Annotated in this window: 12 protein-coding genes; 8 read left to right on the top strand and 4 right to left on the bottom strand. The window is 64.2% G+C overall.

Going from position 1 to position 12,586, the window contains the following annotated elements; genetic code table 11:
• From ACUCV3_RS10245 to serB, 3 genes are all read right to left on the bottom strand, one after another.
• Positions 1–1,494: a L,D-transpeptidase family protein gene (locus tag ACUCV3_RS10245; RefSeq protein ID WP_279728283.1), complete on the bottom strand. Its 1,494-nt coding sequence runs from the start codon at positions 1,492–1,494 to the stop codon at positions 1–3.
• A 68-nt stretch (positions 1,495–1,562) separates the two neighbouring features.
• Positions 1,563–1,820: a hypothetical protein gene (locus ACUCV3_RS10240; RefSeq protein ID WP_010337163.1), complete on the bottom strand. Its 258-nt coding sequence runs from the start codon at positions 1,818–1,820 to the stop codon at positions 1,563–1,565.
• Between the two features lie 160 nt (positions 1,821–1,980).
• The gene (gene serB, locus ACUCV3_RS10235) at positions 1,981–2,808 is read right to left on the bottom strand and encodes a phosphoserine phosphatase SerB (RefSeq protein ID WP_432215162.1); all 828 of its coding nucleotides are present in this window, start codon (positions 2,806–2,808) and stop codon (positions 1,981–1,983) included.
• Positions 2,809–2,917: 109 nt separating this feature from the next.
• Here serB and miaA point away from each other — a divergent pair, with 109 nt between their 5' ends.
• The 8 genes from miaA (at position 2,918) to leuA (ending at position 11,074) form a co-directional block, all read left to right on the top strand.
• Positions 2,918–3,862, top strand: a complete 945-nt coding sequence (gene miaA / locus ACUCV3_RS10230) for a tRNA (adenosine(37)-N6)-dimethylallyltransferase MiaA (RefSeq protein WP_048937301.1) — start codon at positions 2,918–2,920, stop codon at positions 3,860–3,862.
• A 104-nt stretch (positions 3,863–3,966) separates the two neighbouring features.
• Entirely contained in the window at positions 3,967–5,718 is a 1,752-nt protein-coding gene (locus tag ACUCV3_RS10225) for an acetolactate synthase 3 large subunit (RefSeq protein WP_279728285.1), read from the top strand.
• A complete protein-coding gene (locus ACUCV3_RS10220) occupies positions 5,715–6,062 on the top strand; it encodes a hypothetical protein (RefSeq protein ID WP_010337168.1) in 348 nt (115 codons plus the stop codon). The genes ACUCV3_RS10225 and ACUCV3_RS10220 overlap by 4 nt, the downstream gene beginning before the upstream one ends.
• Positions 6,062–6,577, top strand: coding sequence for an acetolactate synthase small subunit (gene ilvN / locus ACUCV3_RS10215; RefSeq protein WP_004211828.1), 516 nt, complete (start codon positions 6,062–6,064; stop codon positions 6,575–6,577). Before ACUCV3_RS10220 ends, ilvN begins: the two co-directional genes overlap by 1 nt.
• 89 nt (positions 6,578–6,666) lie before the next feature.
• Positions 6,667–7,686, top strand: coding sequence for a ketol-acid reductoisomerase (ilvC, locus tag ACUCV3_RS10210; protein ID WP_004211826.1), 1,020 nt, complete (start codon positions 6,667–6,669; stop codon positions 7,684–7,686).
• Positions 7,687–7,924: 238 nt separating this feature from the next.
• A complete protein-coding gene (locus ACUCV3_RS10205; RefSeq protein ID WP_125998614.1) occupies positions 7,925–8,560 on the top strand; it encodes a YceI family protein in 636 nt (211 codons plus the stop codon).
• Between the two features lie 4 nt (positions 8,561–8,564).
• Positions 8,565–9,170 carry a YceI family protein gene (locus ACUCV3_RS10200; protein ID WP_482240595.1) on the top strand — a complete coding sequence of 202 codons (606 nt, stop codon included), beginning with the start codon at positions 8,565–8,567 and terminating at the stop codon, positions 9,168–9,170.
• A 230-nt stretch (positions 9,171–9,400) separates the two neighbouring features.
• Positions 9,401–11,074, top strand: a complete 1,674-nt coding sequence (gene leuA / locus ACUCV3_RS10195; protein WP_097382649.1) for a 2-isopropylmalate synthase — start codon at positions 9,401–9,403, stop codon at positions 11,072–11,074.
• 118 nt (positions 11,075–11,192) lie between these two features.
• Here the strand turns inward: leuA and ACUCV3_RS10190 are convergent, their stop codons facing one another.
• Positions 11,193–12,575 (bottom strand): M20/M25/M40 family metallo-hydrolase, encoded by a 1,383-nt coding sequence (locus ACUCV3_RS10190; RefSeq protein WP_279728287.1) that lies wholly within the window; start codon positions 12,573–12,575, stop codon positions 11,193–11,195.
• Positions 12,576–12,586: the final 11 nt, after the last annotated feature.

Below are 12,586 nucleotides of genomic sequence, written 5' to 3'. Positions count from 1 at the left end.
TTACTCCCCGTCCCGTCCATAATCGTCGGGCAGGAACTGCACCCCGTCCGCCGTCGGCACCACCGTCAGATAGGTAAGATAGACCGGCACCGGCCGCGGCAGCGGCACATATTGTTCGGGCGCATCGCTCTCCGCCGTCGGCGTCTTGCCGAAGAACCAGCGCCCCAGACGCTGCGCATCCTCCAGCCGGACGCAGCCATTGCTGAAATGGCGCACCGGCTTGGCGAACAGCGTCCGGTCAGGCGTATCGTGCAGATAGATGCCCAGATCATTGGGGAACATGAACTTGATCTTCCCCATGGCATTATTGCCGCCGGGCAACTGGCGCACGCGCAATTCGCGCTGGCCCGCTGCCACCGCCTGCCAGTCGATCTCGCTCTGGTTCAGCGTCTGCGCCTCGGCGGTCCAGTCGCTCAGCGCCTCATAGCGCATCTTCCTGAGCATCGCCCCGTCCAGGATCTTGGGGGCGATCTTGCGCTCGACCAGGTCGGGCGGGACATTCCAATAGGGATTGAGCGTCGCATAGCGGATCATGCCCGCCATCATCGGCGTCTGGCTTTCCTTGGCGCCGGCCACGACCTTCATCGATCCGTCCAGTTCGCCGCCGCTATAATAATAGAGCCGCGCCGATGCCGCATCGACCTCGACATGCCGCACCCATGGGCCAGGCAGCAGCCGCGCCCGCTCCAGATTGAGCGTCAATATCCTGGCATAATGGCCCGGTCCACGATTGAGCGCCTCGATCGTCTGCGCGCCGGCAATGCCGTCGGCATCCAGCCCGTGATCGGCCTGGAACAGCTTGACCTTGGCCGCCAGCGCCTTGTCATAATCGACCCCGTCGGGCAGCCCCAGCCGATGGCGCAGGATCGCGATCTCGCCACTCGATCCGCCCGGCCGCAGCTTGACGTCGGTCGGCACGTTCACCGCCGGCAGGCCGCCCCAGCGCGTTGCATAAGCGCCGCTCGCCGCGCGCAGCTTCATATAGAGCGGGCTCATCCAGCCCGCCTTCTCGACATAGGTGGCCAGCGACGGCGCCACCGCCGCCGCGCGCAGCACTTCGGCCGCATCGGGCGCCTGCGGCTCCACCTCGGGGTCGAGATAGCGCATCTTCACCGCCTTGGACGGGCGGCGGACATCGGCAACATAGGTGGCCAGCGCCTTTGACAGGGCGACGTCGACCCGCGCCAGCGCCTTGGGGTCGCCCGAGGCATCGGCCTCCTTGATCGCCCGCAACAATCCCCTGGCATCATAGTCGCGCGATCGCAGCCCGTCCTGATCGGCACTGTCGAGCAGCGTCAGCAGCGCTTGCGCCGGTTCGGCGCGGACCTTGCCCTTGTCGCTCCACAGCGGCCAATAGCCGCGCGTGCCATAGAAATCGCGCAGCTTGCCGCTTGCCGCCGACCGGATTTCAGCTGCCACGCTCGACCGCGCCACCGTGTCGCTGGCAGGTGGCTGCGCAGCCGCCATCCCCGGCACGGAGCCGGCGATCAGCATGGCGAGGATCAGGGAAACAGGATGTCGGGGGGCGCGGCGGAAATGCCGCGCCCGGAAAGGAAGATTGCTCAGCCGCGTTCTCCGGAACGGGGCGGCGCCGGCGGCGGCGGGGGCGGCGGACAGGGCGGCCCCTGGACCGGGTGATAGATGCCATCCGACGTGTAATAGCCGTCGACATAGCCATCGCCGTTGCGGTCTGCGGCCACCGTGCCGGCAATCGCGCCCGGCCCCAGCGGCGGCGCGCTGGTCACCGGCGCGTCATTTTTCGAGCAGGCGCTCAGCGCCAGCAAACTACCGGCGACCAGCGCCATTGTCTGGATTTTCATACCATCTCCCTGTGCGCCACGATCCTGTCGCAACGCCAATTGGACCCACTGCCGGGATGCAGTGCGACGACAACGGTTCAGGGGTGAAATGGAATCCATTACCCTTGTGCAATGACGGCAGGACGTGCCTCAAGCGCGCCCAGCCGTTAAGCATATGGGATCAGTCGCGGACCCAGTCGGCCGAGGCGATACCCTGCGCATAGAGCAGCACCGACAGGTCGCCATGGACGATCTCGGCCGCTGCCGCTTCGCGGGTCTTAGGCTTGGCATGATAGGCAACGCCCAGCCCCGCCCCCTCGATCATCGGAATGTCATTGGCGCCGTCGCCCACCGCCAGCGTCAGCGCGCGGTCGATCCCGCCTTCGATCGCGGCCTCCAACTCGGTGCGCTTGCGCGCGGCATCCACGATCGGGACGGTGACGGTGCCAAGCAGCGCGCCATCGGCAATTTCCAGCACATTGGCGACATGCACATCGAAGCCGATTTCCGCCGCGACCGGCCCGGTGAAGCGGGTGAAACCGCCAGAAACCAGCAGGGTGCGTGCACCGCGCGCCTTCATTGTGCGCACCAGTTCGCGCGCACCGCCCATGATCACCACCCGCTCCTCGCGGCACTGGTCGATCGCGCTGTCGGGCAGCCCTTTCAACAGGGCGACGCGGCCATGCAGCGCGCCTTCGAAATCCAGTTCGCCGCGCATCGCCCGTTCGGTGATCTCGGCAATCTGCGGCTTGATCCCGGCATAATCGGCCAGTTCGTCGATGCACTCGACCGTGATCATGGTCGAATCCATGTCGGCGATCAGCAGCGTCTTCTCGCGTGTGGCGGCAGGTTGGACGATCACATCCAAAGCCAAGTCGCGGCCATACCCGCCCTGCGCGATGGAAAGTGCGATCTCTTTGATCGCTCGCGAAATTTCGAGGCAATCCGATTTTTCGACACCGTCCGCCGGTTCAAAGAAGATGTCCGCAGCGATGCCGTCGTCGATCATGGATATGGAGTAACCAGCGCCCGCAGTACAATCGCGATCAAACTGGTGCGCAATTTCGCTGAGCAGGTCGTGGTCCAACCCACCTTTTGCCACTAAGGTCGCGACGAACATGAACACTCCCGCACATATGCCGGGCGAATCCCGCCCACCGGTCGCGCTTATTGCCGGGCCGACCGCCAGCGGCAAGAGCGCGCTCGCCGTCCGCCTGGCCCAGATCGCCGACGGCGTCGTCATCAATGCCGATGCCAGCCAGGTCTATGCCGACCTCGCCATCCTGTCCGCCCGCCCGTCGCAAGAGGAAATGGGCGGCGTGCCCCATCGCCTGTTCGGCCATATCGATGGAGCGGAAGCCTGCTCCGCCGCACGCTGGGCCGCCGAGGCCAGGGCGGAGATCGACGCCACCCATGAAGCCGGCAAGCTGCCCGTGCTGGTTGGCGGCACCGGCCTTTATATACGGACCTTGCTCGACGGCATCGCGCCGGTGCCGGAGATAGACGCCGATATCCGCGCCACCGTCCGCGCCATGCCGGTGGCGCAGGCGCATGAAGCACTGCGCAGCGAAGACCCGGAAGCCGCCGTCCGCCTCGCCCCGGCCGACACCACCCGCGTCGCCCGCGCGCTGGAAGTGGTGCGATCGACCGGCAAGCCGCTGAAGATATGGCAGCAGCACAAGCAGGGCGGCATCGCCGACCGCATCAACCTGTCCCCGATGATCCTGCTGCCGCCCCGCGACTGGCTGATCGAACGCTGCGACCGGCGGTTCGAACAGATGGTCGATCAGGGTGCCGTTGCCGAGGTGGAGGCGCTGCTGCCCCGCAACCTCACCCCCGACCTACCGGTGATGCGGGCGATCGGCGTGCCCGAAATCGCCGCCTGGCTCAAAGGTGACATCGATCGTGACACGATGATGGCGCGTGGCCAGCTCGCCACGCGCCAATATGCCAAACGCCAATATACCTGGTTCTCCAACCAGCCGCCGCAGGACTGGCATCGCGAAAAGAGATCGATTGATGCTGAAATTGCCAATGAATTAGCAATTAAATTACAACAATAGGGGTTGACCACGCATTTTATGTCCTCTAGACGCTGGCGCCTTGCCAATGCGGGCGCGACGGCGCAGACCCGCGAGCCAGCATCTTAAAAAAGAGGAGTTTCATCGTGGCCGAAAAGAGCGGCGCGGACATTTTGGTCGAGTGCCTGGTTGATCTGGGCGTCGAAGTTGTGTTCGGCTATCCGGGCGGCGCCGTGCTGCCCATCTATGACGCGCTCTATAATCACCCCACGATCAAGCATGTCCTAGTGCGCCACGAGCAGGGCGCGACCCACATGGCAGAGGGCTATGCCCGCTCGACCGGCAAGCCGGGCGTCGTCCTGGTCACCTCCGGCCCCGGCGCGACAAATGCCGTCACCGGCATCACCGACGCGCTGCTGGATTCGATCCCGATGATCGTCATCACGGGTCAGGTGCCCACGCAGCTGATCGGCACCGACGCCTTCCAGGAAGCGGACACGGTCGGCATCACGCGCCACTGCACCAAGCATAATTATCTGGTGAAGGATCCGGCCAAGCTGGCCGGCATCGTCCATGAGGCGTTCCATATCGCCACCACCGGCCGCCCCGGCCCGGTCGTCGTCGACATTCCCAAGAATGTCCAGATCGCAACCGCACCCTATGCCCGGCCGGAACTGAAGGTCCATGCCAGCTATCATCCGCAGACCAAGGCGGATGCCGCCGCGATCGACGCGGCGGTCGAGATGCTGGCGGCGGCGGAACGGCCGATCTTCTACACCGGCGGCGGCGTCATCAATTCGGGTCCGCAGGCCAGCGCCCTGCTGCGCGAACTGGCGGCGATGACCGGCGCGCCCGTCACCTCGACCCTGATGGGTCTGGGCGCCTTCCCCGCTTCGTCCGACCAGTGGGTCGGCATGCTGGGCATGCATGGCACCTATGAAGCCAATTGGGCGATGAACCAGGCGGACCTGATCCTCTGCATCGGCGCGCGTTTCGACGATCGCGTCACTGGCCGGCTGGACGCCTTCGCGCCCAACAGCCGCAAGGTGCATATCGATATCGACCGCAGCTCGATCAACAAGATCGTCGACGTCGATGTCGCGGTCGTCGCCGATGTCGGCAGCGCGCTGGAGGACATGATCGCCCTGTGGAAGCAGCGCGGCCATGAAAAAGCGGACCTGTCGGCCTGGTGGGCACGGATCGCCGAATGGCGCGCCAAGAAGAGCCTGTCTTACCCCGAAAGCGGCAGCGAGATCATGCCGCAAAAGGCGATCGCAGACCTCTACAAGGCGACCCGCGCGACCGGCAAGGATATCATCATCACCACCGAAGTCGGCCAGCACCAGATGTGGGCGGCCCAGCATTTCGGCTTTGAAGACCCCAATAAATGGCTGACCTCGGGCGGCCTGGGCACGATGGGCTATGGCTTCCCCGCTGCCATCGGCGCGCAGATGGGCAATCCCGACAGCATCAGCATCTGCATCGCTGGCGACGCCTCGATCCAGATGAACATCCAGGAAATGGGGACGGCCAGCCAGTATCGGCTGCCGGTGAAGATCTTCATCCTGAACAATGAATATATGGGCATGGTCCGCCAGTGGCAGGAACTGACCTATGAAAGCCGCTATTCCAACAGCTATTCGGACAGCCTGCCCGACTTCGTGAAGCTCGGCGAAGCCTATGGCTGGACCGGCATCCGCATCGAAGGACCGCAGGAACTGGAGGCCGGCATCCGCCAGATGCTGGAAACCGATGGTCCCGTGATCGTCGACTGCCGCGTGGCAAAGCTGTCCAACTGCTTCCCGATGATCCCGTCGGGGGCGGCCCATACCGAAATGCTGCTCGATCCCAACCAGATCGAAGGCGTCATGTCGGACGAGGCAAAGGCACTGGTGTGACCACCCCCGCCAAGGTCCGCATTTTCGTGACCGAACCCTGGGATTTCGAACGGATCACAGGCACGACCGAACTCACCGGCTGGACCAGCGACCATGCTGACCCCGACAATGAGGAATGGGAAGTGCATCTGGATAGCGGGTTCGAATATCATGGCCTGCAGGTCGATCGGCTGCTGGCCGGCCCACGCTATGTGGGCGAACATCTCCTGCGGATGTTCGACGCGGTGACGGCCTTCCCCGTCCGCCTCGCCCACCCGCAGGACGATGATTGGCACTATGCCTTTATCGGCATGATCTCGCCGCGCCCCGAGCGCGAAGAAATGGAAGACGGGAACAGCATCTGATGCATATCCACGAAGAACAGAGCGAGCGGCACGTCCTGTCGCTGACGGTGTCGAACGAGGCGGGCATATTGGCCCGCATCGCCGGCCTGTTCACCGCGCGCGGCTATAATATCGACAGCCTGACCGTGGCCGACATTACCGACGACCATGCGATCAGCCGCATCACCATCGTCACCAACGGCCCGCCCAAGGTGATCGACCAGATCATCGCCCAGCTCGACCGGCTGGTGCCGGTGCACAAGGTGACCGACCTGACCGACGCAGGCCCGTTCGTCGAGCGTGAACTGGCACTGGTCAAGGTCGCCGGCACCGGCGAGGACCGGATCGAGGCGCTGCGCCTGGCCGACGTGTTCCGTGCCAAGGTGGTCGACACCACGATCGAGAGCTTCATCTTCGAGATCACCGGCACGACCGAGAAGATCGACAATTTCGTCGGCCTGATGCGCCAGATCGGCCTGGTCGAGGTCGGTCGCACCGGCGTTGCCGGCCTGATCCGCGGCAAGGAGCCGGCCTGATATTCCATTCCGCGCCGTCACAGGCGGCGTTTCTTTCCACCACTATTGTCTAACGCCCCCTGCATGGGGGGACGAGAAGGGGTTTTCCAATGAAGGTTTATTACGATCGCGACGCAGACATCGGCCTGATCAAGGGCAAGAAGGTCGCCATATTGGGCTATGGCTCGCAGGGCCACGCCCATGCGCAGAATCTGCGCGACTCCGGCGTTGCCGAAGTCGCCATCGCCCTGCGCCCCGGTTCGCCCAGCGCCAAGAAGGCCGAAGGCGCCGGTTTCAAGGTGCTGCCGAACAAGGAAGCCGCCCAGTGGGCCGACGTACTGATGATCCTGGCGCCCGACGAGCATCAGGCCGCCATCTATGAAGCCGACATCAAGGGCAATCTGCGCCCCGGCGCCGCGCTCGCCTTCGCCCATGGCCTCAACATCCATTTCGGCCTGATCGAAGTCCCCGCCGACATCGACGTCATCATGATCGCGCCCAAGGGCCCCGGCCACACCGTGCGCGGCGAATATCAGCGCGGCGGCGGCGTCCCCTGCCTGATCGCCGTCCATCAGGACGCGACCGGCAACGCCCATGACATCGCCCTGTCCTACGCTTCGGGCGTCGGCGGCGGCCGCAGCGGCATCATCGAAACCAACTTCCGCGAGGAATGCGAAACCGACCTGTTCGGCGAGCAGGCCGTTCTGTGCGGCGGCGCCACCGCGCTGGTCCAGGCCGGTTTCGAAACCCTGGTCGAAGCCGGCTATGCCCCGGAAATGGCCTATTTCGAGTGCCTGCACGAGCTGAAGCTGATCGTCGACCTGATGTATGAAGGCGGCATCGCCGACATGCGCTACTCGATCTCGAACACCGCCGAATATGGCGACATCAAGACCGGCCCGCGCATCATCACCGAGGAAACCAAGAAGGAAATGAAGCGCGTTCTGGCCGACATCCAGTCGGGCCGCTTCGTCAAGGACTTCATCCTCGACAACCGCGCCGGTCAGCCCGAACTCAAGGCCAGCCGCAAGCAGGCTGCCGCCCACCAGATCGAGAAGACCGGTTCGCAGCTGCGCGCCATGATGCCCTGGATCGGCGCCAACAAGCTGGTCAACAAGGACAAGAACTAAGCGGATAGCAGCCCCTCCCTTCCAGGGAGGGGTTGGGGTGGGTGCGAGCGTAGCGAGCTGTGCCCTAGCGAATTGGCGCCGCAAGTGCGGCGCACCCACCCCCTGCCCCTCCCTGAAAAGGGAGGGGAGAAATAGCGGCAAACCGGAACGATCCGTTTCCGGTTACGCCTCTGGAACAATCGAGGGACGTGGCATATTCTGTGCCGCGTCCCTTGAATGCTTTTGGAGAGCGTTTCCCATGCGCAAATATCTGATCTCTGCTGCTGCCCTGATCGCGGTCGCCGGTGGTACCACCCTTCTCACCTCGGGCGTCATCGCCCAGGCCCCGATGGCCGTCCCCGGCAGCAAAGATGTCGCCAAGGTCACCGGCGGCACCTACAGCGTCGAACCCAGCCACACCCAGATCGTCTTCGCCTATGACCATATGGGCTTCACCAACAATATGGGCGTCATCACCCAGCCGACCGGCACGCTGACGCTGGACAAGGCCAATCTCTCGGCATCGAAGGTGTCGATCACCCTGCCGATCGCCAACCTCACCACCGGCATTCCGGCGCTGAACGAGCATCTCGCCAAGCCCGAATTTTTCGACGCCGCCAAGTTCCCGACCGCGACCTTCGTGTCGACCGGCGTGAAGACCGATGGCGCGACCGGCGCGGATATCACCGGCAACCTGACCATCAAGGGCATCACCAAGCCGGTGACGCTGGATGCCGAATTCTACGGTGCCGGTGCGAACCCGATGAACAAGAAGGAAAATGTCGGCTTCGTCGCGACCGGCACGATCAAGCGCAGCGATTTCGGCATGGGCGGCTTCGTCCCCGTCGTCGGCGACAATGTCGAACTGAAGATCATCGTCGCCTTCCAGAAGTGATGCGATGATCCCCCGCCCGGCCCGCGCGATCCTGCTTCTGAGCGTGTTCGCCTGCGGGCCGGCGGCGGCCAGTCCTGCTGGCGGCCCTGCGCTCTATGCGCCGGGCCGCTATCTGGTGGATGGCGCAGCGACCAGAGTCCACTTCCATGTGAAGGCCCTGATCGACGGCTATGAGGGGGATTTCACCCAACCCGAAGGCATGGTGATGATCGACCCCGCCCGGCCCGAGCGGGCCGACGTCGACATCCGCTTCCCGGTCGAGAAGATGACCACGGGCGATGCTTCAACCGACTCCATGCTGAAAGGCGACAGCTTTTTCGACATGGCCCATTTCCCGACCGTGCGCTTCACCGCCAGGGACGCGCCGCTGGCCGGCAGCGACGGCGCGACGATCATTCCCGGCGAACTCACCATGCATGGCCAGACCCGCGCGGTCGCCCTGTCCGTCCAGTTGACCGGCGTCACGCCCGACGAAGCGCCTGGCATCGCCACCCTTCACTTCACCGGCAGCATGAGCGTCGAACGCAGCCATCATGGCATGGGCTTTGGCCGCCCCTTCGTGTCGGATAAGGTCGACCTGACCATCGACGCAATTTTCCGTCGCGCCTGACGCCCCTTTCGCAAGAAACGGCTTTACGCTCCTCCCGTCCGCGTTTATGGGGACAGCATCATGCAGAGCGTCGCGCTTCTTACCCTGCTACGACTTACACGCCCTTAGGCGTGGCTTTTGTGCTGCCTTCCGGCTAAGGGCAGCGTCGATCCGCCTAAGGGCATTCATCACAGTCAAGTCGTACCCCGGAGCGCGCCATAGCGTCCCGAGCCAGGAAGTAGTTTGATCCCATGATGCTGACCGATCCTTCGCAGAAATACCGCCCCTTCCCCCAGGTGGACCTGCCCAATCGCCAATGGCCGTCCAAGGTCATCACCAAGGCGCCCCGCTGGCTGTCGACCGACATGCGCGACGGCAACCAGTCGCTGATCGACCCGATGAATGCAGAAAAGAAGCGCCGCTTCTTCGACCTGCTGGTCAAGGTCGGCGTCAAGGAGATCGAGGTCGGCTTCCCCGCCGCCGGCGCGACCGAGTTCGACTTCATCTCGGGCCTGGTCAAGGAAGGCGCGATCCCCGACGATGTCATGCCCCAGGTGCTGACCCAGGCGCGCGAAGACCTGATCGCCACCACCTTCGAAAGCCTGCGTGGCGCGAAGCAGGCGATCGTCCATGTCTATAACGCGATCTCGCCGGCCTGGCGCAACATCGTGTTCCAGATGGAACGCCCGGAAATCAAGCAGATCGCGATCAACGCCGCCAAGCTGCTGCGCGACAATGCGGCGCGCATGCCCGACACCGACTGGCATTTCGAATATTCGCCCGAAACCTTCTCGACCGCCGAGCTGGATTTCAGCCTGGAATGCTGCGAGGCGGTGATGGACATCCTGCAGCCGACGCCGGAACGGCCGCTGATCCTGAACCTGCCCGCCACGGTCGAGTGCGCGACGCCGAACATCTATGCCGACCAGATCGAATGGATCTGCCGCAACATCTCGCGCCGCGACAGCGTGGTGATCTCGCTGCACACCCATAATGACCGGGGCACCGGCGTTGCTGCCGCCGAACTGGGCATCATGGCCGGCGCCGATCGTGTCGAAGGCTGCCTGTTCGGCAATGGCGAACGCACCGGCAATTGCGACCTGGTGACCGTCGCGCTCAACATGTACACGCAGGGCATCGACCCGGAACTGGACTTCAGCGACATCGACGAGGTCATCCAGACCGTTGAATATTGCAACCAGCTGCCAGTCCACCCGCGCCACCCCTATGCCGGCGAACTGGTGTTCACCGCCTTCTCAGGGTCGCATCAGGACGCGATCAAGAAGGGCTTTGCCGCGCAGGAAGCGCGCAACGACCTGTTCTGGAACGTCCCCTATCTGCCGATCGACCCCAAGGATCTGGGCCGCGACTATGAGGCGGTGATCCGCGTCAATTCGCAGTCGGGCAAAGGCGGCGTCGCCTGGGTGCTGCAGCAGGACAAGGGCTACAAGCTGCCCAAGCGGATGCAGGCCGACTTCTCGAAGGTGGTGCAGGCGCTGGCTGACCAGTCGAGCCGCGAACTCAACGCCGCCGACATCTCGGCTGCGTTCGATGACTATTATCACCAGACCGGCGACCAGGCCTATAGCCTGATCGACTATCATGAGAGCGGCAGCGCGGGCGACCGCATCTTCACCGGCAAGATCGTCCATGAAGGCGGCGAGCGCTCGATCTCGGGTCGCGGCAACGGCCTCATCTCGTCGGTGCTGGCCGCGCTGCGCGACGAGCTGGGCGTAGTGCTGGAGGTCGCTGACTATAATGAACACGCCATTGGCGCCGGCACCGACGTGAACGCCGCCGCCTATGTCGAATGCCGTACCGCCGACGGCCGCACCGTCTTCGGCATCGGCACCGACAGCGACGTCGCGACCGCATCGGTCAAGGCCGTCCTCTCTGCCGCCAATGCGGTGGCCGTGCGGGGCTGATATCCATCCGTTCGCCCTGAGCGAAGTCGAAGGGCACGGCCGACCATCGGGAGGCCACTTCGCTTCGCTCAGTGTCGGGCTTCGACTTCGCTCAGCCCGAACGGTTTAAGGATAACCGTTATTTCGCCAGCGCCCGCACCACGCTGTCCCACTGGGCTAGTGATGCGGCGATGCCGGCCACCGGCACCCGTTCATTCAGGCCATGGGCAAAGCCGTCCTCGGCCTTCATGAACAGGCTGGAGACGCCATAGCTGGGCACGCCCAGCGCGCGGAAATAAAGGCTGTCGGTCGCGCCGGCCGACATGCCCGGCATCACCGTGATCGCCGGCGAGCGCGCCTTGATCGCGGCCGCCACCGCCTTCACCACATCGTCGCGCAACGGCGAGGCGTCGCTGCCAGTGGGGTCGTTGAGCGTGGTGAAGGTCGCGCTTTGATCATCCACCACCTTGATCAGTTGCGCCTTCACATCGTCGATCTTCACGCCGGGAAAGATGCGGCAATTGACGCTGACCTTGGCACTTTGCGGCAGGGCGTTGAGCGCATGGCCGCCCGACAGCATGGTCGCGACGCAGGTGGTGCGCACCTGCCCCACAAATTCGGGCCGGCTCGACAATAGTTCCGCAGAGGCCGGATCCTGGGTCGCGGCATAGAGGCGCATCGCTTCCCCCACATCGCCGCCGATCCGCTGCGCCGACAAGCTGAGCGACGCCTTGGTCAGTTCGTTGATCATCGGCGGGAACTGATAGGCCGCGATCCGGTCGATCGCCTTGGCCAACCGATAGATCGGATTGCCTGGCGTCGGCGCGCTCGAATGGCCGCCCGGATCGGTGAAGCCGATCTCGAAATCGGCATAGGTCTTCTCGCCCGCCTGCAACTGGTAGAGGACGGGCTTGCCACTCTCGTCGAGCAGACCGCCGCCGCCATCGCCGTTCAGCAGCAGTTCGGCATCCTTATATTTGGCCGCCAGCGCCTTGGTGGTGACCATGTTGGTCTCCTCGTCGCCCGACAACAGCAGGATGACGCTGCGGCGCGGGGTCCAGCCCTCCTTCTTGAGCTGCGCCAGCGTCGCAACCATCATCGCCACGTCATATTTATTATCTTCCGACCCGCGCCCGAAAATATAGCCATCCTCCTCCACCGGGACGAAGGGATCGCGCGTCCAGTCGGCGCGGTTGGCGGCCACCACGTCCATATGACCGATCATCAGCATCGGCTTGAGGCTGGGTTCCCGCCCCTTGATCGTCGCCGCCAGGGTCGCGGTCTCGCCCATCGGGGTGATGACGATATCGGCATCGGCAAAGCCCGCCTGCTTGAGCACCGACGCATAATAGGTCGCGAGCGCGGGCACCTGCCCCGCCCCCTCGACCGTCTTGAACGCGACCGATCGCTTCAATATCTCCTTGGCCGCGCCGGCATCCGCTGCCGCCTGCGCCCCGACTGGCATTGCCAGCCCCCCTACTCCCAGCATCGCCCCTGCCAGCAATATCCCCCGCAATTGCATATATTTATACT

It is taken from the genome of Sphingobium sp. VMM, from assembly GCF_056790315.1.
Note: the sequence above shows the minus strand (reverse complement) of the source record. Positions and strands in the feature narration are given on the sequence as shown.